This window comes from Paenibacillus sp. JL3B1040, from assembly GCF_057063165.1.
This window is the reverse complement of record NZ_CM169317.1, coordinates 5,328,685-5,354,150: the sequence shown is the minus strand read 5'-3', so window position 1 is coordinate 5,354,150 and position 25,466 is coordinate 5,328,685. Positions and strand designations below refer to the sequence as shown.

The 25,466-nt window shown below is 57.1% G+C and carries 24 protein-coding genes; 17 read left to right on the top strand and 7 right to left on the bottom strand.

The features are described 5' to 3' along the window. Positions 1-89: 89 nt before the first annotated feature. From abc-f to ACZF99_RS24505, 6 genes are all read right to left on the bottom strand, one after another. Entirely contained in the window at positions 90-2,108 is a 2,019-nt protein-coding gene (gene abc-f, locus ACZF99_RS24530) for a ribosomal protection-like ABC-F family protein (protein ID WP_483607494.1), read from the bottom strand. 96 nt (positions 2,109-2,204) lie between these two features. Further along, complete coding sequence (locus ACZF99_RS24525; protein WP_483612950.1) at positions 2,205-2,306, bottom strand: RAxF-45 family protein; 102 nt, start codon at positions 2,304-2,306, stop codon at positions 2,205-2,207. A 143-nt stretch (positions 2,307-2,449) separates the two neighbouring features. Further along, positions 2,450-3,400 carry a DUF4097 family beta strand repeat-containing protein gene (locus tag ACZF99_RS24520; protein ID WP_483607493.1) on the bottom strand — a complete coding sequence of 317 codons (951 nt, stop codon included), beginning with the start codon at positions 3,398-3,400 and terminating at the stop codon, positions 2,450-2,452. Beyond that, positions 3,397-4,032: an HAAS signaling domain-containing protein gene (locus ACZF99_RS24515; RefSeq protein ID WP_483607492.1), complete on the bottom strand. Its 636-nt coding sequence runs from the start codon at positions 4,030-4,032 to the stop codon at positions 3,397-3,399. The genes ACZF99_RS24520 and ACZF99_RS24515 overlap by 4 nt, the downstream gene beginning before the upstream one ends. Further along, entirely contained in the window at positions 4,029-4,355 is a 327-nt protein-coding gene (locus tag ACZF99_RS24510; protein ID WP_068783904.1) for a PadR family transcriptional regulator, read from the bottom strand. Before ACZF99_RS24510 ends, ACZF99_RS24515 begins: the two co-directional genes overlap by 4 nt. A gap of 143 nt (positions 4,356-4,498) precedes the next feature. Beyond that, a complete protein-coding gene (locus ACZF99_RS24505) occupies positions 4,499-6,067 on the bottom strand; it encodes an FAD-dependent oxidoreductase (RefSeq protein ID WP_483607491.1) in 1,569 nt (522 codons plus the stop codon). A gap of 170 nt (positions 6,068-6,237) precedes the next feature. Here ACZF99_RS24505 and ACZF99_RS24500 point away from each other — a divergent pair, with 170 nt between their 5' ends. Genes ACZF99_RS24500 through ACZF99_RS24490 form a run of 3 tightly spaced genes read left to right on the top strand, consistent with a single transcriptional unit; the run spans position 6,238 to position 10,221 of the window. Further along, positions 6,238-7,905, top strand: a complete 1,668-nt coding sequence (locus tag ACZF99_RS24500) for a spore germination protein (protein ID WP_483607490.1) — start codon at positions 6,238-6,240, stop codon at positions 7,903-7,905. Continuing rightward, positions 7,892-9,103, top strand: coding sequence for a Ger(x)C family spore germination protein (locus tag ACZF99_RS24495; protein WP_483607489.1), 1,212 nt, complete (start codon positions 7,892-7,894; stop codon positions 9,101-9,103). The genes ACZF99_RS24500 and ACZF99_RS24495 overlap by 14 nt, the downstream gene beginning before the upstream one ends. Positions 9,104-9,117: 14 nt before the next feature. After that, entirely contained in the window at positions 9,118-10,221 is a 1,104-nt protein-coding gene (locus ACZF99_RS24490; protein ID WP_483607488.1) for a GerAB/ArcD/ProY family transporter, read from the top strand. Here ACZF99_RS24490 and ACZF99_RS24485 read toward each other — a convergent pair. Next, a complete protein-coding gene (locus ACZF99_RS24485; protein ID WP_483607487.1) occupies positions 10,138-10,530 on the bottom strand; it encodes a YczF family membrane protein in 393 nt (130 codons plus the stop codon). The two genes, ACZF99_RS24490 and ACZF99_RS24485, sit on opposite strands and share 84 nt — an antisense overlap. 186 nt (positions 10,531-10,716) lie before the next feature. On the opposite strand from ACZF99_RS24485, the gene ACZF99_RS24480 reads away from it, so the two are divergent. From ACZF99_RS24480 to ACZF99_RS24415, 14 genes are all read left to right on the top strand, one after another. Then, complete coding sequence (locus ACZF99_RS24480; RefSeq protein ID WP_483607486.1) at positions 10,717-11,106, top strand: Fur family transcriptional regulator; 390 nt, start codon at positions 10,717-10,719, stop codon at positions 11,104-11,106. Then, positions 11,079-11,864: a winged helix-turn-helix domain-containing protein gene (locus ACZF99_RS24475; RefSeq protein ID WP_483607485.1), complete on the top strand. Its 786-nt coding sequence runs from the start codon at positions 11,079-11,081 to the stop codon at positions 11,862-11,864. Before ACZF99_RS24480 ends, ACZF99_RS24475 begins: the two co-directional genes overlap by 28 nt. A gap of 291 nt (positions 11,865-12,155) precedes the next feature. Then, positions 12,156-13,679: a spore germination protein gene (locus ACZF99_RS24470; RefSeq protein ID WP_483607484.1), complete on the top strand. Its 1,524-nt coding sequence runs from the start codon at positions 12,156-12,158 to the stop codon at positions 13,677-13,679. Next, entirely contained in the window at positions 13,666-14,889 is a 1,224-nt protein-coding gene (locus ACZF99_RS24465; protein WP_483607483.1) for a Ger(x)C family spore germination protein, read from the top strand. The genes ACZF99_RS24470 and ACZF99_RS24465 overlap by 14 nt, the downstream gene beginning before the upstream one ends. Further along, positions 14,886-15,110 (top strand): hypothetical protein, encoded by a 225-nt coding sequence (locus tag ACZF99_RS24460; RefSeq protein ID WP_483607482.1) that lies wholly within the window; start codon positions 14,886-14,888, stop codon positions 15,108-15,110. The genes ACZF99_RS24465 and ACZF99_RS24460 overlap by 4 nt, the downstream gene beginning before the upstream one ends. A 38-nt stretch (positions 15,111-15,148) precedes the next feature. Further along, positions 15,149-16,225: a GerAB/ArcD/ProY family transporter gene (locus ACZF99_RS24455; RefSeq protein ID WP_483612948.1), complete on the top strand. Its 1,077-nt coding sequence runs from the start codon at positions 15,149-15,151 to the stop codon at positions 16,223-16,225. 97 nt (positions 16,226-16,322) lie between these two features. Continuing rightward, positions 16,323-17,180, top strand: a complete 858-nt coding sequence (locus ACZF99_RS24450) for a uroporphyrinogen-III synthase (RefSeq protein WP_483607481.1) — start codon at positions 16,323-16,325, stop codon at positions 17,178-17,180. A gap of 56 nt (positions 17,181-17,236) precedes the next feature. Next, on the top strand, positions 17,237-17,545 hold the full coding sequence (locus ACZF99_RS24445) for a phasin family protein (protein WP_483607480.1): 309 nt from the start codon (positions 17,237-17,239) through the stop codon (positions 17,543-17,545). 3 nt (positions 17,546-17,548) lie between these two features. Beyond that, on the top strand, positions 17,549-19,219 hold the full coding sequence (locus ACZF99_RS24440) for an ABC1 kinase family protein (protein ID WP_483607479.1): 1,671 nt from the start codon (positions 17,549-17,551) through the stop codon (positions 19,217-19,219). 88 nt (positions 19,220-19,307) lie between these two features. Then, complete coding sequence (locus ACZF99_RS24435; protein ID WP_483607478.1) at positions 19,308-20,753, top strand: DEAD/DEAH box helicase; 1,446 nt, start codon at positions 19,308-19,310, stop codon at positions 20,751-20,753. 135 nt (positions 20,754-20,888) lie between these two features. Then, the gene (locus ACZF99_RS24430) at positions 20,889-21,779 is read left to right on the top strand and encodes a M15 family metallopeptidase (RefSeq protein WP_483607477.1); all 891 of its coding nucleotides are present in this window, start codon (positions 20,889-20,891) and stop codon (positions 21,777-21,779) included. Between the two features lie 220 nt (positions 21,780-21,999). Beyond that, on the top strand, positions 22,000-22,863 hold the full coding sequence (locus ACZF99_RS24425; RefSeq protein WP_483607476.1) for an ABC transporter ATP-binding protein: 864 nt from the start codon (positions 22,000-22,002) through the stop codon (positions 22,861-22,863). A gap of 14 nt (positions 22,864-22,877) precedes the next feature. Beyond that, a complete protein-coding gene (locus ACZF99_RS24420; protein ID WP_483607475.1) occupies positions 22,878-23,681 on the top strand; it encodes a hypothetical protein in 804 nt (267 codons plus the stop codon). 391 nt (positions 23,682-24,072) lie between these two features. Beyond that, on the top strand, positions 24,073-25,434 hold the full coding sequence (locus ACZF99_RS24415) for an FAD-dependent oxidoreductase (RefSeq protein ID WP_483607474.1): 1,362 nt from the start codon (positions 24,073-24,075) through the stop codon (positions 25,432-25,434). The last annotated feature ends 32 nt before the right edge of the window (positions 25,435-25,466 follow it).

Sequence of the window (25,466 nt, the reverse complement as noted above, 5' to 3'; positions counted from 1 at the left end):
GGAACATCTCCGCTGGCCAGCGCCTGGGCCCGGGGTTCGTTCGGGTGCAGCTGAATACCGGTTTCCCGAGGTTCGTGGGATAACCTCCTTCAGTTTGGATGCTCCTCCAGCAGTGTGATGTACTGCTGGAGGAGCTCGTCGGCGCGGAGCTGCAGGGCGTCACGCCGCTCCTGCAGCTCCGCGAGCCGCGCGGCGTCGCAGGCGGCCTCCGGCGCCTGCATCGCCGCGTCCACCGCCGTCAGCTCCGCTTCGGCGGCGGCGTAATCGGCCTCCAGCTTGCGCACGGAGGCCGGGTTTGCCCCGGGCTTGCGCGCCGCTCCCGCGGCCGCATCGCCCTTCGCGCCGGCGGCGCTTGCCGCGGCGCCCGCACTTACGCGCGGCGCGCCCGTGCCGCCGGCGCTGCCGCCCGTGGCGGCCGGGCCCGCTGCGCCGTGCCGATCGGCCGCGCGGCCCGCAGGGCCCGCGTCTCCGGCGGCGGCGGTCTTCCGGGCGAGTTCCGCCCGGTAGTCCTCGTACCCGCCGAGGGTGACGGTCAGGCGGCCGCCCGCCAGCGCCCACACCTGCCCCGCTACTTTATTGATGAAGTAGCGGTCATGGGACACCGCCAGCAGCGTGCCCGGGTATTCCTCCAGCGCCTCCTCCAGCGCTTCGCGCGAATCGATGTCAAGGTGGTTGGTCGGCTCGTCGAGCACCAGCAGGTTCGGCTTCCGGTGCATCAGCACCGCCAGCCGAAGCCGCGTCCACTCGCCGCCCGACAGGCTGCTCACCTTCTTGAACACGTCGGCGCCGTAGAACAGGAAGCGGGCCAGCTGCCCGCGGGCTTCACCCGCTTCGAGACCGATCTCGTCGCGGAAATACTGCAGGACCGTCTCGTCGTGATCGGCGGGAGCCGCCTGCTGGGCCAGATACCCCGGTTCAATGCGCGAGCCGAGCCGGACTTCCCCCTGTTGCGGCGGCTCCTGCCCCAGGATGTTCTTGAGCAGAGTGCTCTTGCCCGCCCCGTTGTCGCCGATGAGGACGGCCGCCTCGCCATAGCGAAGCGTGTGGGTCAAGCCGCGGTACAGAACGCGCCCGCCGCGGGCGTCGCCCACGTCCTTCAGGACGATGGCGTCCTTGCCGGAGCGATCCGCATGATCCAGCTCCAAGCCGATGCGTTTGCGTTCCAGTATCGGCCGTTTGAGCTTGACCATACGGTCCAATGCCTTCTGCATCGATGCCGCCCGCCGATGAAAGCCGGGGTTCGGCGGGTTGGACCGGTTGCCCCATTCGATCAACTGCTTGATCGTTTCCTGCATTTTCTTGATCTTCTTCTGCTGTTCTTCGTAATCGGCAAACTGCTGAAGCAGCCGGCGTTCCTTCTCGTCTTTGTAATAGCTGTAATTGCCGTGGTACGTGAACGCTTCCCCGTCCTCCAGCTCGATGATTTTGCCGACAACGGCATCGAGGAAATAACGGTCATGGGAGATGATGACACAGGTTCCCGGGAAGGCGCGGACGTAACCCTCGAGCCACTCCGTCGCCGCCATGTCCAAATGATTGGTCGGCTCGTCGAGCAGCAGCAAATCCGGCTCCCGCAGCAAAATGACCGCCAAGCCAACCTTCGTCTTCTCTCCGCCGGACAGCGAGGCGAACGGGCGGGCGAATTGTTCCTCCGGGATGCCAAGACCGCCGGCGACCCGGGCGATCGACGCTTCGATCCCGTAACCGCCGCCGCGTTCGAATGCCTCCTGCAGCCGGCCGTATTGCCGAAGCAGCGAATCCAGCGCGTCGGAATCTCCGGTTCCGGCCATCTCCGCTTCCAGCCGCCGCATTTCCGCTTCCAGGTCCCGCAAATCCGCGAACGCACCGAGCAGGACGTCATAGACCGTGTCTTCCCGGGAATAGTCGGGAATTTGCGCCAGATTGCCGATTCGGGCGTTCTTTGGGATCGACAGTTGCCCCTGGTCCGGCCGCTCAACGCCGGCCAGCAGCTTCATGAGCGTGGTTTTTCCCGCGCCGTTGCGGCCGATCAGCCCGACCGTTTCGCCCGCTTTAATTTCGAACGTCACATCGCTCAGCACCAGTTCGGCGCCGTAATACTTCTGTATATTTTGCCCTTGGATCATCATGACAATTTAGTTCTCCTTTAATCCCATACCGATCCTGCAAAAAAAAAGAAGGCAGCAGGAAATCCTGCTGCCTTCAAAGCTCACGCGTTAGCGAGGTTAAGGTAGGAGCGGTATTTCGCAATTTGGTTTGGATATCGAGTTTCCGAAAAAGGACAGACTTCTCCCGTTGTCGGCTGCGGCATGAACAATGCCAAACATTGCCATCGGCAGTTGGCTTACTCGACTCCACGCAAATTTGCGATCCACTCTACCCACCTCCTTCACGAAATAATTATGGTAATTATATTCGTTCATTTTTGGAAAATCAAGTGTTTCTGTTTGGAGCTACACCTCTTAAGGTTCTATCGGATGCGAATGTTGCCGGAAGTCGTCCGAACCTTGATCAGATCCTGCGTTTGCCGCAGCGAATCGGGAGCGGTGATGTTCCCGGAGCTCGTATGCAGATCATAGAAGCCTTTGAACTGGTCATCGGCCGATAGCGTCGCATTCCCCGATCCTACGGAGATATCCAGGTTGTCCGAGCGCTGCTCGGACAGCGTGATATTGCCCGAGGTCGCCTTAAAGGTGCCGTCTCCCGTAAAACGCTCAAAACGGATGTTCCCGGAGCTGACCGTAGCTTGAACGGTTCCTTGCACCCGGCTGGCCGTAATGTTGCCCGAAGTTGATTTGGCAATCAAATCGCCTTGCAGCGAATCGATGCGGATGCTTCCCGACGTCAGCTTGATCTCCGCCGTTCCTTGAATGTTCTCGGCCGTAATGTTGCCGGATGTGGAGGCCAAGGTCGTCCGGCCCGCCGAGAGGTTCTCCGCGCGGAGATTGCCGGAGCCGATAGACAACTCGATATCGCCGGCGCGGAGGCCGCGGAACGCAGCGTTGCCGGAGCCCGACTTATAGCCGATCCGGTTCAATTCGTCCTTGTCGCTAAGCGCGACGGTGATTCGTTGTTTCGTGGACTGGAAGTTGATCGTGAAGAAGGTCCAGTCGAAATCGTCCCGCAGGTTCAACTGCAGCGTATCGCCCGAGATTTGCGTCGCTTTCAACGAATCGATCGTCTCCTGCTTCATATTTCCGCTGATTTCCACGTAATTCGTTCCGTCGGAGCTGTCGATAAACTCCAGCTCGACGTCATAATCGCTATCGACGAGCAGCGTCTTCAGGCCGTCCGGCGCAAACGTCCATTTCTGCTGGTGGGCCGGCAGCTCATCGCCGAAATCGAAATGCTGGTAAGCCATGCCGGCAAAGCCGACCACAATCAGCACAATTGCGATAAACGACCATCTTTTCGTTTTCATGCTTGGTTCCCGCCTTTCGCGATCCGGGCGTTCCAGCGCAGATAAGCGGCGCTGAGCCGGACCATCCCCTTGTAAACGTACCGCGTAACGATCACGAGCAGAATGCCCAACCCGACGGCGGCGACCGATGCGAAGATTTTTGCCGCGGATATATTTCCATGCCAGATATATTCAAGGCCAACAAGTACGGGGGCGACCATCCCGGACGCGGCGGTGACCGCTAGACTGGCGACTAACGCCCAGCAGGAGATCAACAGCGGAACGGCGATAATATTGATAAAGAACAAGCCGATGTAAACCATGACGCTGGTAAAACCGCTGCGCCGCCGAATGCCGGACCCGGTTCCATAAACTCCTGCAGTTGTAAAGTCCATCGGAGCATGCGGCACCGCCGCGGGCTCCGCACCGCCAAACCAGTACACATGCTCCCGAGGCACGTAGCGGTTGCCAAGCGCTTCCTTGGCCAGCTCCGCCGGGTCGCCCAGCTCCTGAACGATGTCTTCTTCCGCCCGGCCGCTTTCCAATCCGAATGCGAAGTGGGCCTCGTAATCCTCCAGCAAATCGTTTTGCTCCTCCGGCGGGAGAACCGACAAATGGGCCCGAAGATTCGCCAAAAACTCGCTTTTATTCATAAACGGCTTCCTTTCTCGATTAGTGTCGAAACATTGTGCACGAACTGCTTCCACTCGACGACAAGTTTCCGGGTGTATGCCTCGCCTTCGGGAGTCAGCTTGTAGTACTTACGCGGAGGGCCGCCTGTGGATTCCTGCAGATAGGTCGTGCAATATCCTTCGCTGACCAGTCGGCGCAGCAGAGGATACAGGGCCCCTTCGGCCACCTCGATATGCTTCGATACCGATTGGGCCAGCTCGTAACCGTACCGGTCGCGGCCTTGGATCAACACCAGCACGCATAGCTCCAAGGCGCCCTTCTTAAACTGGATGCTGATATCCAACCCTATTTCGCCTCGTTTCCTCTAGGATAGATAGCATGATATCATACAGTACTGATCAAAGCAAGGTAGTGAATGAAAAAAGGCATCTGTTCCTTTCGTCCCCTGATCATCCAGGAAACGGGCCGGACAGATGCGCTTTCGGCTCAGCTTTTCGCCTGTTCGGGCTGGCGATGGAGACGGGGGAGGGCTTCGGTGGCGGGCCCTTCGATCACTTCGCCCTTATAATCGAACCTGGATCCGTGACAGGGGCAGTCCCACGAGCGTTCCGCTTCATTCCACTTCACCTCGCAGCCCATGTGGGTGCAGGTCGTATCCAACAGATAGAGCAGGCCGTCTTCGTCGCGATAAGCACCGGCTCTTTTGCCTCGGTGCTTCACCACGCCGCCTTGGCCGGGGACAAGATCCTCCGGCTTCAAGTGAACGAGTTCGATTTTGCCGGTGACGAACTCTTTGGCCACGTCCGCGTTCTGCGTCACGAAATGCTTAACTGAAGGATCCGCCTTAAACCGGGAAGGCGTAAACAGCTCGGTGTAGCGGTTTTCCTTCTCCAGAATGAGATCGCGGATCAGCATGGCGGACAATGCGCTGGTTGTCATCCCCCATTTATAGAAGCCCGTGGCGACGTAAACCTTCGGAAGGGAAGATGTAATCCGTCCGATGTAGGGGACTCCGTCTAACGTAACCAGGTCCTGCGTCGACCAGCGGAACGGAATCGATCGGATACCCAGCGTCTCCCGTCCGAATTTTTCGAGATTTTCATAGGATCGGATCGTGCAGTCGTTTTTCCCGGTCTTATGCGACTCGCCGCCGACGAGGATCACCGGCTTCCCGTCCAGCTCGGCGGAGCGAAGCGAGCGCGTGGGGGAGCCGGCATTGATGTACATGCCGCCGGGGTAGGTCTTCTCCGGCTCGATCGCGACGACGTACGAGCGTTCGGCATGAAGCCGGGCGAAATAGAAACCCTTCCCGTCCAAGAACGGATAATGCGAGGCGGATACCGCGTGCTTGCAAAGGACGTGTCGTCCGTCTTCCGTGGTCAGGCGAAGCCGACCGTCCGGCTCCGGTTCGGCGGCGTCTTGTAACGTCGTATTCTCGTATATCGCGCCTCCGTGGGACGTGACGTAAGCCAGCAGCTCTCTCAAGTAGTGAAGGGGGTGGAACTGCGCCTGGTTCTTCATCACGATAGCGCCTTTGGCTTGCAGCGGTAAATCCAGGGAGTCCCGCCATTCCGCGGGCAAACCCAATCGCTCATAGGCCCGCCATTCGGCTTCGAGCTTCTTGAGCTGCTCCTCCGAATCGGCATACAAATAAGCATCCTCCCGGCGGAACTGACACTCGATCTTCCGTTCTTTGATCGTCTCGGCGATAAATCGCAGCGCTTCTTCGTTGGCTTCAAAGTATAGCTTTGCGCCTTCCTCGCCGAAATGGCCGATCAGCTTGTCGTAAAAGAGGCCGTGCTGGGACGTGATTTTGGCCGTCGTGTATCCGGTCGTGCCGTCCAGGATTTTACCGGCGTCCAGGATGGCGACCTTTATGCCGGCCTGTACCAGCAAATAAGCGGTGGTGATCCCGGTAATCCCGGCGCCGACCACGGCGACGTCGATCTCCAGGTCCTCGCTGAGCTTGCCGAAGTCCGGCAGAGGCGCCGTCTTGCGCCACATTGATTCCGGGAACCGCGGAAGTCCGCCGGACATGAATGGTTGTTCCTCCATTTTGGGCTTCCTCCTGTCATATTTTTTAAAGTTGGGAGGCCGTTTCGAATACATTATTTCCCGCTGAAGTTCATAAAAACCGCCGGATCGCCGATGTCGACTGCTGTCGCATGAAAAAGGCAAGAGAAGCAAATAATGGAGACAAGATATGCAGAACAGGAGTTGCTGCTATGCTGCGCCATCATTCCCGAGGCCGCTCCGGCCGGCAGAACAAAAGCGACGGACATCCGCAAATTACCGGCGATTTGCAGCAAATGCTGGACCGCGTCATCGCGGAATCCGGACATAGCCCCGATATCGTCATCCGCCATCTCAAGCTCGGCGGCCCCGTACCGGTTCCCGTAAAGGCGGCGATCGTTTATCTGAACGCCCTCAGCAACCCGCAGATGATCAATAATTTTGTCATTAAGCCGTTAATGGGACTGGACCCCGAGAAAGTCAACGCTTATCCGACGGAACGGCTCATGAAATATATACTGGAGGACGCCTTGACCTTAGGGGAGACCTCCGTCGTGAAGGAATGGAACGACATTATGATGGCCGTTCTATCGGGGGACACCGTGCTGCTGGTGGAAGGCAGCGATCAAGGGATTGTCTCGGGAACGGCAGGCGGGGAATGGAGGGCGGTCAACGAACCAACCTCGCAATTAGTCGTACGCGGTCCCAAGGACAGCTTCGTGGAGTCGATCGCAACGAATATCTCGCTGATCCGGCGGCGCATCAAATCGCCGGACCTATGGCTGGAGTCGATGAAAATCGGTTCCATTACCCATACCCATGTGGCGATGATGTATTTAAAGAGCAGCGCGGACCCGAATTTGGTGGAGGAGATCCGGCAACGGTTAAAGGGAATCCGTGTCGATGGCATCTTGGAATCGGCCTACATCGAGGAGTTCATTCAGGACAAGACCGTTACCCCTTTTCCGACGATATATAATACGGAGCGCCCGGACGTTGCCGCCGGGAATTTGCTTGAAGGCCGGGTCGTTGTCCTCGTCGACGGAACGCCGTATACCTTGATCCTGCCGACAGTATTCGCCCAATTTATGCAATCGCCGGAGGATTATGCCCAACGCTTTGACATCAGTATCCTGATGCGCGTCATCCGCTACATCTGTTTCGTGATCCTGCTGCTCGGTCCGGCGGTATACGTCGCCTTGACCACCTTCCATTATGAGATGATCCCAACGCTGCTCCTGGTCAGTTTAATGGCGCAGCGCGAGGGGGTGCCGTTCCCTGCCTTCGTGGAGGCCATCATCATGGAGGTCGTGTTCGAGATTTTGCGCGAGGCCGGGGTGCGGATGCCGCGGGCGATCGGCCAAACCGTGTCGATCGTCGGCGCGTTGATCCTGGGCCAGGCGGTCGTCGAAGCGGGGATCATCACGCCGATTATGGTCATCGTCGTGGCGCTGACGGGAATCGCCAGCTTTGCTTTGCCTTCGTATAACCTCTCGATTGCAGGCAGGCTGTTTCGATTCTATTTTATGGTAATGGCCGGTTTGTTCGGATTTTACGGAATCACGCTTGGTTTGATTATACTGATTGCACATATGAACAGCATCCGCTCGTTCGGCGTTCCTTACCTGTCGCCGTTCAGTCCGTTTGTACCGCAAGCGCAGAAGGATGCGCTCCTGCGGTTGCCGATTTGGATGCACGGATGGAAACCGCTGATGTCCTCAAGCCAACAGGATGTCAAGAAAACGGGAGAAATCAAAAAGCTCAGTACCGAAGATGCCGGCGGCGAGGGACGGAGCGATTCGGAAAAAGGCCGGGAGGGCCGGGAACAACGCGGCTCCGAATCCGGCCAAAGAAAGCAGGCGGACCATGACGAGAGCTAGGCTGGTGCTGCTGCTGATATTCTTATGGGCCTTACTGCCGCTGGCCGGCTGCTGGGATGCGGAAGAACTGAACCGGCGGGCCGTCGTCTCCGGGATTGGGATTGATCTGGCCCCCGAGAAGCAGGGATATCTGGTTTCCTTTCAAGTGATCATCGCCGATGAAATTTCCGGGAAGAGCGGCCGAGGCGCTACCCCAACGATGGTTTATTCCGCCCAGGGGCGGTCCGTGATGGAGGCGGTTCGCAAGGTCTCCCTCCTGGTGCCGCGGATGGTGTCGACGGCGCACACCCGAATCGTGGTCATTTCGGAGGAACTGGCCCGGCAGGGGATTTCCGATATCGCCGATTTTTTGGACCGGGACTCGGATATCCGCCTTACGACGAAAATCTACGTTGCGAAGAACGGCGTTCGGGCGCGCGACATCATCTCCGCGCTTGCCCCCATGGGGAAAATCACCGCGTACACGTTGGCCCAGAAAACCGAAATAACTGCCAAAGCATTCGGTGCCAACTACTCCGTCGAAATCGATGACGTCATCCGGGATATGCTTGTGCCGAACTCGGGCCCCGTTATTAACGGCGTCGATATCTTGGGGAACGTCGAGGAGGCCAGTAAGAAAAATAATCTGGAGAAAACGGATAACCTCGGGCTCCTTTGCATGTCCAATTTGGCTCTGTTTAAAGGGGATCGGCTGAAGGGGTGGCTCGATGAGGAGGAGAGCCTGGGGCTGGTCTGGATTAAAGGCATCATGAACCAGACGGTGGTTGTCATTGCGCCGGACGGCCAGGGGGAAATTTCGCTGGACGTGCGCAGAAGCAAAACCTCGACGCAATTGATCCTCAAGGACCCGAACCATCCCGTCATCCGGGTGAAGGTAACGGCCCAGCTGTCGGTCCGGGAAATGGACAGCACCGTCGATTTGCGCGATCCGGCGGCCTTGAGTGCTCTGGAACTCTACGTCGACAAGGAGATCGTTAAGAAAATGAAGGCGGCCGTCAGCAAGGCCCAGGCTCTAAACATCGACATTTTTGGTTTCGGGCAGAGGTTTGAACGCCAGCATCCGAATGAGTGGAAGAAGCTAAAAGGCCAATGGTCCGATCTTTTTCCGAAGCTGAAGATCGAATACCAAGTCGACTCGATTGTTCGCAATTCCCAAATGAGGGACCGCTCTTTCAAGTACGATCTGAAGGAAGAATAGGAGGCGGGATACGCTTGGAAACCACAAAGCTCAGTCCGCTGCAATTTTTCGCCCTGCTTATCCTGTTCCAACTGGGGACCGCCCTGGTCGTCAACCTGGGTATGGAAGCCGGCAAGGACGCTTGGATCGCCGTATTATCCGGCATGCTGATCGGGATGCTGTTATATCTCGGGTACGCCTTCCTTTACGCCGCTTTTCCGGGGAAGCTGCCCACCCAATACAGCCGCATCCTTTTCGGCAAATATTTGGGCGGGGCGGTCGGTATCGCTTATTCGGTGTTCTACCTAAATAAGGCTTCCCGCGATTTGATGGATGGCGGGTTGTTGGTATTCGCTTCGACCCTGAAGGAAACCCCGTTGTTCATCATCAATACGATGATGGTGCTGACGATCGTTTACGTGCTGCACAAAGGGATCGAGGTATTGGCACGGACGGCGTTTATCCTACTTGGGGTGGTATTTTTGATCGGAATAACCATTTTACTGTTGGTGCTGTTTTCCGGGATCCTGGATTTCTCCCGGATTCTCCCGGTGCTCGGCGACGGAATCCAACCGGTGCTGAAGTCGGTCTACCGCCAAAATTATCAATTCCCGTTCGGGGAGATCATTTGTTTTACCATGGTCATGCCGTTCTTAAACAATCAGAAAGCGGGGATCCGGGCCGGGCTGTTGTCCGTATTGTTGTCCGGTCTGATATTATCGGGTACGGTGGTTATCACGATTTCGGTGCTTGGCGTGGAAATTGCGGAGCGTTCGATTTTTCCGATGTTGACGATGGTCGGCAAGGCCTCCGTGGCCGATTTCATTCAACGGACGGACATCCTGGTGGTGATGGTGCTGATTATCGGCGATTTCTTCAAAATCTCCGTCTATTTTTACGCCGCGGTGATGGGTGCCTCCGACCTGTTACAGATTCCCTACCGCAAAATTCTGTACCCGATGGCCTTGATCATGCTGTTTTCTTCGTTGACCATCGCCCGAACCTACAGCGAACACGTCAAAAAAGGCGGCGAAGTGCTGTTTATGATGGATCCTTTATTTTATGTGGGTCTCCCCGCCGCCCTGATTGTTGCCGCCTTGATTTACCGATTCCGCTCCCGTCGGCAGACCGGGTCCTGAATCTTCGGCGGCTTGGGAGGAGGATTCATCCGACGAAGCGGACTCGGATTTTCCGGGTGAGCGCATACCTTGGCCGGATGCTTGCCCTTTCTCCCTTCGTTTCCGGCCTGCGAGATGCAGGATGTCCGGAACCGCGAGGAACAGGACCAGAATCCAAGCGGCGATTCGTTCGGCGGGATCGGTCAGCGAATAGTTCCAGTTGATGATGAAGTTATACCACGGTAACCCGGTCAGCAGATCAACCCCAATGATGTATCCTATAGCTAACGCGGCAAAAAGAAGCGTACTCAAATATTTACGGATGTACATCAAGGTGCCCCCCTGATAAGAAGTGTTGTGCCATTGTTTAGACTGGACGTCCGAGAACGCTAGTCTATGCTTAGTATGGGGGGGATTCCGCTGGAACATGCAGGGATAAGGCCAAGCGAAGCAATTGACGAATCATAAAATAAGACTTATACTAATTCTAAAAATAACTGCAGGGATTGATGATAGATGAAAGCTTTGAATTTGACGACTCAACGTCAAGCGGTGTACGATGTCGTCCGCAATGCCACCGATCATCCGACGGCGGCGGAAGTCATGAACCGCCTGGTTGAGCAAGGATACAATTTCGCTTACGGCACGGTTTACAACTCGTTGCGGTACTTAACCGACAAGGAGCTCATTCGCGAACTGAAGCTGGGCGAGGCGGCGAGCCGGTACGATGCGAAGCTCGACGATCATCAGCATATCTTGTGCGAGGTTTGCGGCCGCGTGGATGAAGTGATGTCTCATGTGCCGGAGGAATGGAACCGTACCGTAGCCAAAGAAACGGGGTATGATGTACATCATGCCCATGTCGTATTCGGGGGGGTGTGTCCGGATTGTCAGCGGAAGAAATGATCAAGGAAGGCGTTGAAGTTGCCGAACAAGAAGGATTGGCATCCGGAAGGATTGCTTGTCCGGTGACGCAGCGGGTCATTTTGATCAGTCCTTTTCCGAGCGATGTGCACGAACTGGTGCGGGATTTGTCCGAAAGCTGCTTCGACGTTCTCGTCTTCCATCATTGGGAGCAAGGGATTCGCAACGCTTTGGCGGCCGACTTGCTGATCTTCGATCTAACCTCTTACCGGGAGGGTGAAGAGGCGGCGGCGATCCGCACGCTGGCGGGACAGGAGACCGGCGGTACCCCTTCGCTGCTGCTTGTCAAGGAATCGATGCTGGGGCAAACGGATCAAGGCCTGATGAATCAAGAGATCCTGGTTTGGCCGGCCCGGCCGATGGAGGTCGTTTACCATGCGCAGCGAATCATCCGAAACAGCGGCCCCCGGCCGATGTCGTCCCGCCTGCTCGCCGGCACTTCGCCGGCCATTTTCAAGGATTTGTGGATCGATCGGAAGAAGATGGCCGTGTACCGGAGCGGTGCCAAAATCGAACTGACCAAGACGGAATACGAGCTGCTGATCAAGCTGCTTGAGCAGGAAGGCACCGTATTGTCCCGCGAAGAGCTGCTGTCCGAGGTGTGGGGGACGTCTTTTCTGGGCGGCAGTAACGTCGTCGACGTTCATATCAAGAGTTTACGCAAGAAGCTGGGCGACAACGCGACGCGTCCGACTTACATCACGACCGTTCGCGGCGTCGGTTACCGGCTGGCTGATTGAAGCGGGTTCCCTGTTTGAGGGACATACGTTGACCGGACGCTTTGCACGATTATCCCCTTTGATCAGGCGTAATCGAGAACGGGAGAAGAGTTCGTCACACCGGGCCCCGGTCCGTCCCTGAATGAAAGGGATCATCGTGCAAAGGCAGCATGAAAGGATATCAAGGCATAACTATGTGAATCGCTCTCCGGCTGGTGGCCGGAGGGCTTTTTTTGTCTACATAGTTTTTCCAAAATGGTACATTCTACATCATGTCAACGATGAGCCGGTAGACAGGCAAGGAGTGTTCCCATGAAAACCAAGGAACGTAAACAAGAGAACAAAATCAGCCCGGATTTGGAGGAGAATCTCAAGCAAGTCCAAACGATATTCCAGGACTGTTCCGATGTGATCTACCGCGAGCTTCAATTGACCGAGCATATTCGCGGATTGTTGGTGTACATCGAAGGGATCATCAAAGTCGAGGATGTTCAACAGCACATTCTGCGCCCATTGATCGAGGGGTTGGCCCAACACCCGCAAGCGGACGGAGAAATTTATCCGTTATCGTTCACGCGGGTCTCCATAAGCGAAACGAAAGCCGCCACCGACTGGCCGACGGTGATCAACGGAGTATTGACAGCGAAGGTCGCCATCTTTGTCGAACAAATGCAAGAGGTGCTTCTGTTTAGTGTAAAAGGCGGTTCACGGCGGAGCGTCGAGGAGCCGCAGACCGAAGCGGTGATTCGCGGTCCGCGCGAGGGATTTACGGAATCGCTGCGGATCAATACCGCCTTAATCCGGTTCAAAATCAAAACGGAAAAGCTGAAACTGATCGATATGGTGATCGGCAAGGTCACCAAAACGGACGTAGCGATGGCCTACATCGACGGCTTGGCCGAGGAAAAACTGGTTGCCGACGTGAAGAAGCGGCTGGACAGCATCGATATCGACGGGATTCTGGAATCCGGATACATCGAGGAGTGGATCGAGGACAATCCTTCATCCCCCTTTCCGCAGATGCAATATTCCGAACGTCCGGACTCGGTGGCTGCCCAACTGCTGGAGGGGAGAATCGCCATCTTTGTGGACGGCACGCCGTTCGTGTTGATCGCACCGGTAACGTTATGGCAGCTTCTGCAAGCCAGCGAGGATTATTACGAACGTTACTTCATCAGCAACATGATTCGCTGGATCCGCATCTTTTTCCTGTTTGTGGCTTTGTTTCTGCCGAGCCTGTACATTGCGGTAACGACGTTTCATCAGGATATGCTGCCCTCAACCTTAATCTTGAGCATCGCCGCCTCGCGGGAGGCCATTCCTTTTCCCGCTCTGGTGGAGGCCTTTATAATGGAAATTTCATTCGAGGCGCTGCGGGAAGCCGGAATCCGGCTGCCGAAAACCGTAGGGCAAGCGGTCAGCATTCTGGGCGCGCTTGTGATCGGACAAGCCGCGGTGCAGGCCGGGATCGTATCCGCACCGATGGTGATTGTCGTTTCGATGACCGGGATCGCTTCCTTCACGATTCCCCGGTTCAGTCTTGCGGTCACCGTTCGCATGCTGCGTTTTCCGATCATGCTGCTGGCCAGTGCATTCGGCTTGTTCGGCATCGTGATCGGGTCGATTTGGATTATCGTTCATCTGACGCAATTAAAGTCGTTTGGCGTTCCTTATATGAACGGAATCGCTCCCTACGATCCGCAGGATACGAAGGATATCTTCAGCCGGGTACCGATGTGGCGAATGAAAAAGCGGCCTTCCGATGCAAAGGGGGAGAACGTTCGGCGAATCGGAAAATCAAGGCCGCTGGGGACCGACTCCAATGAAGGGTGGTGAATGGATCATGAAGGCGTCCGGGGCCCGGATTCGGCTTATCCTGGCTTTCCTGCTTCCTGCTCTTGTCCTGACCGGCTGCTGGGATCGCATCGAGGTCAACGATGTGGCTTTTGTTCTGGCCACCTCGACGGATCTGGAACAGGACCAAATCCGCTCCACCGCGCAAATCGCCTTGCCGAGCTCCTTCGGAGGGGCCGGCAGTGAGGGCGGAGGGGGCGGAACGTCGGGCAACAAAACCTATCTGATGGTTTCCCAGACGGCCCCGACGCCGTATCAAGCGAACAAGTCGATTCAAAGCAACCTATCACGGGTACTCAACTTTTCGCATCGACGCGTAACGATTATCGGGGAGGAATTCGCCAGATCGGGGATTGGAGAGATGATCGACGTGTTGGCCCGCTTTCCGCAAAACCGCTTGACGACTTATGTAATATTGAGCCGAGGTCCGGGTTATAAATTGCTGGGGGTCGACGCTCCGATTGAACAGTCGCCTTCGGAAATGATTCGGGAGCTGGCCAAGTCGGCAATGAAGGATCCGGTTTCCGTCCAAAGCCTGGCAAACACCTTGCTGACCGAAGGCGTCGATTTGGCCCTTCCGGTCATGGAAATCAAGGAGAGCACACCGAAGAAGGTGGGGGATGGGCATAGCTTGATCAAACTGGGCGGTCTAGGCATGTTTCGCGACAGCAAGCTGTCGGGCTATCTCCCCTCGGAGCCGGCCCAGATGGCTTTGATGGCGATGGGGCAAGCCATGAATCCCAAAGTGACGGTCACGATGGACGAGCAGCGCCCGCATGAGGCGGTAACGATCGTGTTCACTCAAACCGGCACGAGGATCCGTCCTCATCTGAAGGGTTCGGACATTTCGTTTGACGTTGTGGTGAGAGCCAGAGGGTTGGTCCTGGAGAATACGACCCGTCAGGATATCCAGTCTACGATGATGGGGATTGTGGAGAAACGCTGCAACGAAGTTGTGACCGAAGGGATCCAAGCGGCTATTCATGAAGCGATCCGAAAGAACCGATCCGACATTTTCGGCTTCGGCGTCGCTTTTAATAACAAGTACCCTTCGGAGTGGAAGAAGATCCATCGTCAATGGCATGACCTGCTGCCGGAAGTTGACGTGAATGTCCGTACGGACATTCATTTGGAAAGCAGCGGCGAATTAAATCAATTCGTTTGGCGTGAGGGAGGGTCGCCTCAAAAATGACTAGTACCCATATCGCGTTGCTGCTGCTGATCGCCTTCAGCTGTTGGCGGGACAAAGCGGCATTGCGGGAAGGAGGGGCGATCAGCCGCCTCGTGTTCTATGCGTTGATGGCCGCTTCCTTCTTGCTCTCGATCTATATCTCATGGGCGACCGACATCGTTTATCCTTCGGTTTGGCTGAGCAAGGTGCTTGAGCCGCTCGTACGCTTCGCCAAACCCTAGGCCGCCCGCATGAAACCTCGAGGAGTGAAAGTCTTGTGATGAAGATAACCCATCGGCAACTATTTCTGCTCGGCATCCTGTGCATCGGGTCAATTTCATATGTGCAGACTTTTTCCTTGGTTAGCCAAACCGCGAACCAGCATGCGTTCATCTCCTACCTCGCCAGCGGATTGGTTTGTCTCTTGGCGTTGTGGCTCGTCTCGTTTACGTTGAAGCGATTCTCCGACCGCAATTTGCTGCAGGCCCTCACGGCGCGGTTTCCTGTTATGGGCAGGGGGCTGCTGGTGCTGTACCTCCTGTTCCTCTTGTTTATTAGCGCGAGGGATATCCTGATCATCGCCGACTTTACCAGTACCGTGCTGCTTAACCGGACGCCGATTCCCATCCTCGGTTTGATGATTACCGCAACGGCCGTTTACATCTGTCAAGGAGGGATCCGGGCTTTTTTGGGGCTCAGCGAGATCTATATTCCCATCTTTATTGCGGTGGTGGTGGGCGTTATCCTAATGCTGGCCAGAGATTTTCACCCAAGTTATATGATGCCCTATTTCTCGCCGGACTGGCCCGGCATCCTGAAAGGATCCTGGTGTGCCTTCCCTTATCAGGCCGAGATCCTTGCGCTCCCGTTCGTCATCTCCGGCAAATCCTACAAAGCTTCGGCGAGTTATGCGAGCTTGGCGGTTGGGACGGGGATCATCGTCGCACTGCTGCTCCTTACGCAGCTTGTTCTCGGCGTGGCCTTGTCCGGTAAGCTGGTCCATCCCTCTTACGACTTGATCCGCCACATTCAAGTTACCGATTTCATCGACCGCTTCGACTTGCTGTTGATGACCATTTGGTATCCGACGGCGCTGGGAAAAATCGCGTTTGATCTCTACGTGCTGTGTTATACGCTGCAAATGGTCGTTCCCAAGCTCTCCGGACGCCTAATGACGGCCCCGGTTGGGGCGTTCGCCTTTGCCTGCTCTGGCTGGTTCTTCAAAAATGCGCTGCAGCTGTTGACTTTCAACTTCGTTTGGCCGGCCATCGCCTTGGTGTTTCACCTTGCCTTTCCGATTCTGCTTTTTGCGCTGCTTCGTCCCCGCCGGAATCAACCGAAACCGAAGACAGGGTAACGGTCGTATAGGCCGAAAAGGCAATTTACTTCGCCCTCCCCGTCGTATAAGCTGAAGGTAGCGGAAACAGGATAAACCTAAACCTGGGAGGGATACGATGGCACGGAGACTGGAAGGAAAAAGAGTAGCGCTGACGGGCCCCCGCCGGGCGGAAGAATTGGGCAAGCTGGTGGAGAATATGGGCGGCACGCCGTTGTACCGTCCGGCGCAGGGCACCGTGCTGCTGGACGATCTGGCCTTACGAAGCGGCATCGCCGATTGGGTGGAGCATCCGTCGGACTGGTCGATTTTTACGACAGGGATGGGCTTGGATGCGCTGTTCGACATGGCCGAGGACATGGGCGTTGCCGAGGTTTTGGAGGAGCGTCTCCGGGCGGGAAAGATTGCCGCGCGGGGCTACAAGACCGTAAATGCGCTGAAAAAGCGGCAATTGACACCGATCGTTCGCGATGACGACGGCAGTACGGAGGGACTGATTCGCGGGTTATCGGAACATGAACTGCAAGGAGCCGACGTGTTGCTGCAACTGCACGGCGATCCGGCCCCACGATTGGTCGCCTGGCTGGAGGAACAGGGGGCGGAGTGCCGGCAGCTCCTGCCGTACCGGCATATCGCTCCGCCTGCCGAAGCGCTGGAGCAGCTCTTAAGCGACATCCTTGCCGGGGAGATCGATGCCGTGACATTTACCAGCGGGCCGCAGGTGCGGTTTCTGATGGAGCACGCGGAGCGTCAAGGACGACTTGCGGCCTTGATGGAGGCGCTGGAAGGGCCGGTCCTGGCGGTGGCCGTCGGCAAGGTGACGGCAGCCGGGCTGCATGAGGCCGGGGTCCCCCGGGTGCTGGCGCCCAAGGAAGAACGCATGGGCAGCATGATGGTCGAGCTGGCTCGCTATTACGCGGGCGAAGCCAAGCCGCTCTTCGCGGTCGAACGCGGCGACGATGAACAACGCGCCTAATTGGGTAATGAGAAGTAGAGCAATATCCAAACCTCGAATGGAAAGGATGAAGGATGATGAGTGATTTGCTGAAAAAAGCGATTTCTCTGGGATGGGGTTTGACGATCATGAGCAAGGAGAAAGTCGAGAGCATCGTGGACGACTTGGTCAAACGCGGCGAGCTGGCTCCTTCCGAATCGAAGCAACTGGTGGAGAAGCTGATTGATCGCGGCGCCGAGGAGCAGAGCAAGTTCAAGGAACTGGTGAATGAGCAAGTCCGGTCGGCGCTGCAAGGCATGGGCCTGGCCTCGGCCAAAGAGGTGGAGGAGCTGACGCGGCGGGTAGCGGAGCTGGAGATCAAGCTCGCCGAGATGCAGCAGCCGTAAACGATGAGCAGCTTTGTCCGTCATACCGGCCGTTATCGTGAAATCGCCATGGCGCTAGGGCGCCATGGCTTTGGCTATTTGGCCGAGGAAATCGGCCTGGCCCGGCTGATCCGGCTGCCGCTGCGCCGGCTGCGCAAGGCCGAGCCGGGCTCCCGCACTTTGGCCGAGCGGATTCGGCTGGTACTGGAGGAGCTGGGTCCGACCTTCGTTAAGGTCGGACAGTTGGCCAGTACGCGTTCGGATCTGCTCCCCGAGGCGATTATTCAAGAGCTCGTCAAGCTCCAGGATCAGGTCCCGCCGTTTCCGGCCGAGGAGGCCCGCCGCATTTTGGAAGAGGAATTGCGCCAGCCGCTTGCGGAAGTGCTCCAGAGCTTCGATGAAACGCCGCTCGCCGCCGCTTCGATTGGCCAGGTGCACCGCGCCCGCTTGACGACGGGAGAGTCCGTCGCGATCAAAATCCAGCGGCCCGGCATCGCACCGGTGATCGAGCTGGATCTCGACATTCTGCAGCACTTGACGACGTTGGCGAATAAACGCTGGTCCTGGGTATCCCGGTATCAAATTCCGCAGATGGTCCAGGAATTCGCCCGGTCGATCCGTGCGGAGCTGGATTACGGCATCGAGGCTCGGAATATGGAGAAAATTCGCCGGCAGTTTAAGGCGGACGAGGGCATTTATATTCCCGGAGCCCATTGGCATTTGACGACCTCCCGCGTATTGACTATGGATTTCGCGGACGGGGAGCATCTGAACCGGCTGCTGGCGATCGATGAGCTGGGTTACGACCGCAAAGAGCTGGCGGAGCGGCTGGTGAACGCGATATTGCGGCAAATTTTCGAGGGCGGCTTCTTCCACGCCGACCCCCATCCCGGCAATCTGCTGGTGACTCGCGAGGGCGAGCTGGCCTTCATCGACTTCGGCATGGTCGGGCGGCTCAGCGGCGAGATGAAGGACCATTTGTCGTCGCTGGTGATCGCCTTGATGCGGCGAAGCACCGAGGGGATGGTACGGGCGGTTCTGCGCATGGGCCTCGTTGGCGACGACGTCGATACGAACGGGCTGCGAACGGACCTGGAACGGCTTCGCGAGCGTTATTATGATCTGCCGTTCGCGGAAATTCAGATCGGGGAGGCGCTGCATGACCTGTTCGCCACGGCCCAGAAGCATCAGGTCGTGCTGCCCGCCGACTTCTTGCTGCTTGGCAAAGCGCTGCTGACCGTCGAAGGGGTGGCGCTTGCGCTGGATCCCGACCTCCGCATTCTCGATTTGGCGGAGCCTTTCGGGCGCAAGCTGCTGCGCGAGAAATACGCGGCTCGCCGGCTTGGCAAAAAGCTGTTTGACGAAGCCGCCGAGCTGACGGATTCGCTGGTCGATCTCCCGCAGCAGGTCCGCAAGCTGTCGAGCACGCTGGCTCGCGGCAAACTGAAGATGGATATGAACGTTCCGGAGATGGAGCAGTTTCTCCGCAAGCTGGACCAGATCAGCAATCGGTTGTCCTTCAGCATTGTGTTGCTGTCCTTCAGTATTATTATGGTCGGACTCATCATCGGCTCCTCCCTGTCTCGGATGCCGACCTTGCTCTGGGACATTCCGGCGATCGAAATCGGCTTCATTGTCGCCACGCTGATGTTCTTGTGGCTGCTGTATTCCATCTTCCGGTCGGGAAGGTTCTAAGGATGTGTTACAATAAGAAAGCTGATTCTAGGCACCCTCGTGCTTCGGTTGCTCCTACCTGCACGATAAGAATATGAGGTGAAACCTGTTGACGACTTTTGAAAGTATGAATGTATCGCCCGTCTTGGTCCGCAAGCTGCAGGGACAAGGCATCGCGAATCCGACGCCGGTGCAAGCGGCTGCGATTCCCGTGCTGCAATCGGGCGAAGACGCCATAGTGCAGGCGCAGACCGGTACGGGCAAGACGCTGGCGTTCCTGCTGCCGATCCTGGATAAAATTCGGCCCGACCGCCCCGAGGCGCAGGCGCTGGTCATTACCCCGACGCGGGAACTGGCGATTCAAATTACCGCGGAGACCCGCAAGCTGGCGGAGGCTCGCGAAGGATTATCCGTTCTGGCCGCTTACGGCGGCCAAGACGTGGAGCGGCAGCTGCGCAAGCTGAAGAATGGCGCTCAGTTGGTCATCGGCACGCCGGGCCGGCTGCTCGATCATTTGCGCCGCGGCTCGCTGACGCTGGGCGCCGTTCGCATGCTGGTGCTGGACGAAGCGGACCAGATGCTGCATATGGGCTTTTTGGCCGAGGTGGAGGAGATCATTTCGCTCGTTCCGCGCAGCCGCCAGACGATGTTGTTCTCGGCGACGATGCCGGACAATGTCAAGCGCTTGGCCAAGGCTTATATGGACAAGCCGAGGGATATCCGGATCGCGGAGATCTCGCGCGTCACGCTCGACAGCATCCGGCAGATCCTGGTGGAATGCACGGACCGGACCAAGCAGGCCGCGCTAATTGAGACCATCCGCAGCCAGCGGCCGTATTTGGCCGTGATTTTTTGCCGCACAAAACGCCGGGCCGGCACGCTGAACGAGGCGCTGCAGGCGGCGGGCTTCCAGGCGGACGAGCTGCACGGCGACCTGTCGCAGGCGAAGCGCGAACAGGTGATGCGTGCGTTCCGCGGCGCGAAGCTGGAGCTGCTGGTCGCGACGGATGTGGCCGCGCGCGGAATCGACGTGGAAGGTGTCACCCACGTCTTCAACTACGACATTCCGCACGATGTGGACAGCTACATCCACCGCATCGGGCGGACCGGCCGCGCCGGGGAGAAAGGCGTGGCCATCACGTTTGCCGCGCCGAAGGACATGGAGGCGCTGCGCTTGATCGAGCGGGGCATCGGCCGCAAGCTGGAGCGGCAGCGATACGAGAAGAGCGGCGCCGGGGCAGGCGCCGAGAAGATCGTCGCCGTAGGCCGCGCCGGTGCGGGAGCGGACAAGGCGGGCGGCCCGGGCCGCCGCAGCCGCGAGGAACGCGGCGGCGCACAGCGCCCGGCCGTCCGCCGCAGCGATACGGGCGGCGGACGGGGCCGCTCGGCCGGCGGCGCAGGCGCGCCGGTCAAAGGAGGCCGCGGCGCGGGCGGCCGCCGCGGCGATGACGCGCGCGCGAAGCGCGGCTCCGCCGGAGGCGCCTCGCGCGCGCAAGGGCAGGGCCGCCGCGGGCAGGGCGAGCGCGGCGGGGGAAGCGGGCGCCGGGGGCGGTAGCCGGCGCCCCCGCGATTTTCCATGTAACTTCTTGCTCGCTGAATGCGTTAAAGAAGGATAAGATACGAGAACAACATATCGAGGTGCTCTATGATACGTCATGCCCGGGCACCCGACATTGGGGGAGGAATCAGGATGAATAGCAAGAAAGGGGCGATAACCGCGGCGGTTGCGCTAATCATGGCGGCGGCTTTATTCGCGGGCTGCGGGAATCAAGCCGCAGATGCTCCACAGACGTCGGCTCAGAGCGGCACGAACGCGGCCGACTCGAATGCCGGTTCGGGGGATGGCGCCGGGAACGACGCGGGCACCACGGATAAATCGTCCGCAAACGATGCCAACGCGGCAAACGGCGGAGTCGCGAACGGGGATTCCGCCGATCAGGCGCCGGACCCTGCCGGTTCGGATAACGGCAGCGGAGGGGACCGTGCAGCGATGGCCGACCCTGATAGCGTGGCGGTGCTGATCAATAAGCAATTCGCTCTGCCGGACGAATACGAACCGCAGGATTTGGTGTATCCGGACGTCCGTTTCACGTTCAAAGAAAAAATCGAGAAACGCATGATGCGCAAAGAGGCGGCCGCAGCACTCGAGGATTTGTTCGAAGGAGCCGAGAAAGACGGCATCTATCTGGCCGGCGTGTCGGCGTATCGTTCGCACAGTACCCAGACGGCGCTGTTTAACCGGTATGTGGCGAAGGACGGCGAGGAAGTGGCCAAGACCTACAGCGCTGTGCCCGGACACAGCGAGCATGAGACAGGACTGGCGATCGACGTATCGGGCAGCGACGGCAAATGCGCGGCGGAAAGCTGCTTCGGCGACACGAAGGAAGCGGCTTGGCTGGCGGACCATGCGACCGAATACGGTTTTATCATTCGTTATCCGGAAGGGAAGGAAGCCATTACCGGATACAAATATGAGCCATGGCACCTACGATATGTAGGGAAGGAAATCGCTTCGGATATCGGGGAACGGGGCATTACGCTGGAAGAATACTATGACGCCGTGCCGGTTTCGGCGCAGTAATTTCTTAGACTGTCCGTGGCCGTGAGCCATGAAGCATAAGACGCCTGCGGGCGTCTTTTTGTGCAGAACGATCAAAATTAACAGTTGACAGATGATAATGATTATCAGTATCTTTAAGAAGATGAAGTTTTAATGAAATTGAGATGAAACCGTTATTCGGATTCTTTTTAGATGATATATTGGCGTGATTATTCAGTTGGACACGGAAAGGAAGAATGCCATGGTCTCCTTAAAAACTTCGCATTTGGATATTGCCTACGAGGATCGTCTGATTGTCGAAGATTTAAACATTTCGATTCCCGAGGGGAAAATCACGGCGTTGGTCGGGGCGAACGGCTCCGGTAAATCCACGGTCTTGAAAACGATGGCCCGGATCCTTCAGCCGAAATCCGGCAGCGTGCTGCTTAACGGCAAGTCGATCCACAAGCAATCGACGCGGGAAGTGGCCAAGCAACTGGCCATTCTTCCGCAAAACCCGACCGCCCCGGAGGGCTTAACGGTATACGAGCTTGTATCCTATGGGCGTTTTCCGCATCAGAAAGGGTTTGGCGGCTTGAAAGCCGAGGACCGGAGTATTGTCGAATGGGCGATCGAAGCGACGCGCATGGGCGAATTCAGCGACCGCGCCCTGGAGCAGTTGTCCGGCGGTCAGCGCCAACGGGCTTGGATTGCGATGGCATTGGCTCAGGAAACGGATATCCTGTTCCTCGACGAACCGACGACATTCCTGGACATGGCGCACCAGTTGGAAGTGCTTCAACTGCTCGAAGAGCTTAACGCCACGTCTAAACGGACGATTGTGATGGTCGTTCACGATTTGAACCACGCCGCCCGTTACGCCCATTACATGATCGCGATCAAGCAGGGCCGGGCAGTCGCTTCCGGTGTGCCGGAAGAGGTGGTGACCTCCTCAGTGCTGCGCGACGTGTTTGGCATCGAGGCGGACATCGTTACCGATCCTCGGAGCGGTGTGCCGCTGTGTCTCCCTTATGAGCTGTACCGGGCGGCATCCGAAGGCAAGGCACGCAAAGGCAAAAACGACAGACCTGAAGAGGCTTCGCCCAAAGTCGTCTCACTCCTGTAGCGGAGGCACCGAAGATGAGCATAGATTATCAACTGCTGGAGCAGCAATTGGGAATTGTCACGCAGAAACGGCCGGATGCGCTGTTTACGTTGCCGGCCACGGCACTGTTGGATCGTGCGCAGATGCTTTCTTTTTTGGAATTGTACCGGGAGCAAATCAAGGGGCTGGATCTTCAGGTGTCGGCGACCTATTTCGCTACGAGTTGGCGGGTCGTGTGCGCGGCATTGCAGTATATGGTGTCCGTGACACCGGCCAGGCTCGATTTTTCGCTTGAAAATCTGACGATTCAACTCGTGCCGGTGAACGGGTTTCCCTGGGTTTATTTTGTGTTGAACGATAAGGCGGAACGGCCTTGGCCGGTCGGGGGCCCTTCGTCCTGGCGGATAAGCGGGCTCGGACGTTTTTACGGAGAGACGCTGCTTCCGGTTATGGAGGGCATTGCCGCGGTCTCGGGACTTCCGATGGCCCAATTGTGGGGTCAACTGCCGTTGGGCGTTCAATTTTACGTGCGCGCCCTCGCTGGCCGTTTGGAGAATGAAGGTTTATGTTCACGCCTTCTGGAAGAGTATGAGCTCGTTAAGCAACTGCCGGCCGAAGAATTTGGTTTGAAACGCAATCCTTATCGGATCAAGGAAGTCTTCCTGGACGATCCTTACCGGCCAGGCGAGAAAACGCCGATGAAGCCGACTTGCTGCCTCGCTTACCGGACGGCAACCGGCCACGGCTACTGTTATAGCTGTCCCAAGCTCACCAAAACAGAGCGGGAGGCCAAATACGCCGAGATCCGGGAGCAGCTTGCCGCGGCTTCAGCGCAGTAAATACGCCGGTATCAGGCGGGAGAATCGTATCATCATAACATTGGCAATGTAAGCATTTGGCGAACCCGGAAGAGTCCGGGATCCGTCGGATGCTTTTTTTCATGGCCCCACAACCTTCCAGCTTAACATTCCCGGCGGCCGGGAAACCTGATAAAGGCTTTACGGAAGCTTGGGCAACTAAAGGCTCGCAAAAAAAATAAAATTGTGAATATTAAAAAAATCTCTTTTACCTCTTGCAATGTGAAAAATGTCACACTATAATAAAGTGTATAAGGTGAAACATTTCACAAGTCGATAGATTTCCAAGTGATGTTTTTCACAAATATCCCACAAATTATGGACTTGTCGATAACAACAAAAACAGGCTTTGCCTTTGGAGGAGGAAGAAATCATGAAAGTAGCAGTTATTGGATGTACCCATGCAGGCACGGCCGCCATCGTCAACACGGCAAAACTTTACCCGGACGCGGAAATTACCGTGTACGAACGAAACGACAACATTTCTTTCCTGTCGTGCGGCATTGCGTTGTACGTCGGGGGGATGGTTAAGGATCCGCAAGGGTTGTTTTACTCCTCGCCGCAGCAGTTGGCCGAGCTTGGCGTGAATACGAAGATGCAGCACGAGGTGGTTTCGGTGGATACCAACGCCAAAACGCTCCAAGCCCGGAACCTGGAGTCCGGCGAAGTGTTCGAGGATACGTTCGATAAGCTGATCGTAACGACCGGGTCGTGGCCGATTGTGCCGAAGTTTGAGGGCAGCGATCTGGAGAACATCGTGCTCTCGAAGAACTTCAACCACTCCAACACGATCATCGAAAAAGCGCAGCAAGCAGACCGAATCGTTGTGGTCGGCGCCGGGTACATCGGCGTGGAACTGGTTGAAGCCTTCCAATTGAACGGGAAGCAAGTGACGCTGGTTGACGCCGAGGATCGCATTTTGAGCAAATACCTTGATGCGGAATACACGGATAAGATCGAACAATCGCTGCTCGAGCATGGCATTGAGCTGGCCTTAGGACAAAAGGTCGCACGCTTTGAAGGCGAAAACGGCAAAGTAAATAAAGTGATCACCGACAAAGGCGCCTACGCAGCCGACCTGGTGATCATGTGCATCGGGTTCCGACCAAACACGGAGCTGCTGAAAGGGCAGGTCGACATGTTGGATAACGGTGCAATCATTGTGGACGAATACATGCGTACCAGCAAGCAAGACGTGTATGCGGCTGGCGACAGCTGCGCGGTCTTCTATAACCCGACAGGTGAGCACGCCTATATCCCGCTGGCGACAAACGCGGTTCGCATGGGCACGTTAGTCGCGCGTAACCTGGTTACGCCAACCGTGAAGTACATGGGTACCCAAGGGACTTCGGGAATCAAAATTTACGAAAACAACATCGCGGGAACCGGTTTGACGGAAATTGCGGCGAAAGAGGCGGGTCTGGAGGCCGAAGAGGTATTTATCACCGATAACTACCGGCCGGAATTTATGCCGACCCACGAACCCGTCATGTTGAAGGTCGTTTACGAGAAGACCACTCGCCGAATCTTGGGCGCGCAAATCATGTCGAAAGTAGACCTGACCCAGTCGATCAACACGATTTCGGTGTGCATCCAAAACGGCATGAAGATGGAAGAGCTGGCCTTCGTCGATTTCTTCTTCCAGCCGCATTACAACAAGCCGTGGAATTTCTTGAACAGCGCAGGTTTGGGGGCGCTGCCGGAGGTGCCGAAGCGGGAGACCGTTCGCGTTTAAGGTCATTTCATCCCCCGTTCCTTTCTTAGAAT

Coding starts and splice junctions, on each gene's coding strand:
- ACZF99_RS24515 (WP_483607492.1), bottom strand. CDS start 4,032: ATGAATAAAAGCGAGTTTTTGGCGAATCTTCGGGCCCATTTGTCGGTT.
- ACZF99_RS24460 (WP_483607482.1), top strand. CDS start 14,886: ATGACTAGTACCCATATCGCGTTGCTGCTGCTGATCGCCTTCAGCTGT.
- ACZF99_RS24505 (WP_483607491.1), bottom strand. CDS start 6,067: ATGGAGGAACAACCATTCATGTCCGGCGGACTTCCGCGGTTCCCGGAA.
- ACZF99_RS24425 (WP_483607476.1), top strand. CDS start 22,000: ATGGTCTCCTTAAAAACTTCGCATTTGGATATTGCCTACGAGGATCGT.
- ACZF99_RS24440 (WP_483607479.1), top strand. CDS start 17,549: ATGAGCAGCTTTGTCCGTCATACCGGCCGTTATCGTGAAATCGCCATG.
- ACZF99_RS24455 (WP_483612948.1), top strand. CDS start 15,149: ATGAAGATAACCCATCGGCAACTATTTCTGCTCGGCATCCTGTGCATC.
- ACZF99_RS24480 (WP_483607486.1), top strand. CDS start 10,717: ATGAAAGCTTTGAATTTGACGACTCAACGTCAAGCGGTGTACGATGTC.
- ACZF99_RS24525 (WP_483612950.1), bottom strand. CDS start 2,306: ATGTTTGGCATTGTTCATGCCGCAGCCGACAACGGGAGAAGTCTGTCC.
- ACZF99_RS24465 (WP_483607483.1), top strand. CDS start 13,666: ATGAAGGGTGGTGAATGGATCATGAAGGCGTCCGGGGCCCGGATTCGG.
- ACZF99_RS24520 (WP_483607493.1), bottom strand. CDS start 3,400: ATGAAAACGAAAAGATGGTCGTTTATCGCAATTGTGCTGATTGTGGTC.
- ACZF99_RS24495 (WP_483607489.1), top strand. CDS start 7,892: ATGACGAGAGCTAGGCTGGTGCTGCTGCTGATATTCTTATGGGCCTTA.
- abc-f (WP_483607494.1), bottom strand. CDS start 2,108: ATGATGATCCAAGGGCAAAATATACAGAAGTATTACGGCGCCGAACTG.
- ACZF99_RS24415 (WP_483607474.1), top strand. CDS start 24,073: ATGAAAGTAGCAGTTATTGGATGTACCCATGCAGGCACGGCCGCCATC.
- ACZF99_RS24430 (WP_483607477.1), top strand. CDS start 20,889: ATGAATAGCAAGAAAGGGGCGATAACCGCGGCGGTTGCGCTAATCATG.
- ACZF99_RS24420 (WP_483607475.1), top strand. CDS start 22,878: ATGAGCATAGATTATCAACTGCTGGAGCAGCAATTGGGAATTGTCACG.
- ACZF99_RS24485 (WP_483607487.1), bottom strand. CDS start 10,530: ATGTACATCCGTAAATATTTGAGTACGCTTCTTTTTGCCGCGTTAGCT.
- ACZF99_RS24470 (WP_483607484.1), top strand. CDS start 12,156: ATGAAAACCAAGGAACGTAAACAAGAGAACAAAATCAGCCCGGATTTG.
- ACZF99_RS24500 (WP_483607490.1), top strand. CDS start 6,238: ATGCTGCGCCATCATTCCCGAGGCCGCTCCGGCCGGCAGAACAAAAGC.
- ACZF99_RS24450 (WP_483607481.1), top strand. CDS start 16,323: ATGGCACGGAGACTGGAAGGAAAAAGAGTAGCGCTGACGGGCCCCCGC.
- ACZF99_RS24445 (WP_483607480.1), top strand. CDS start 17,237: ATGAGTGATTTGCTGAAAAAAGCGATTTCTCTGGGATGGGGTTTGACG.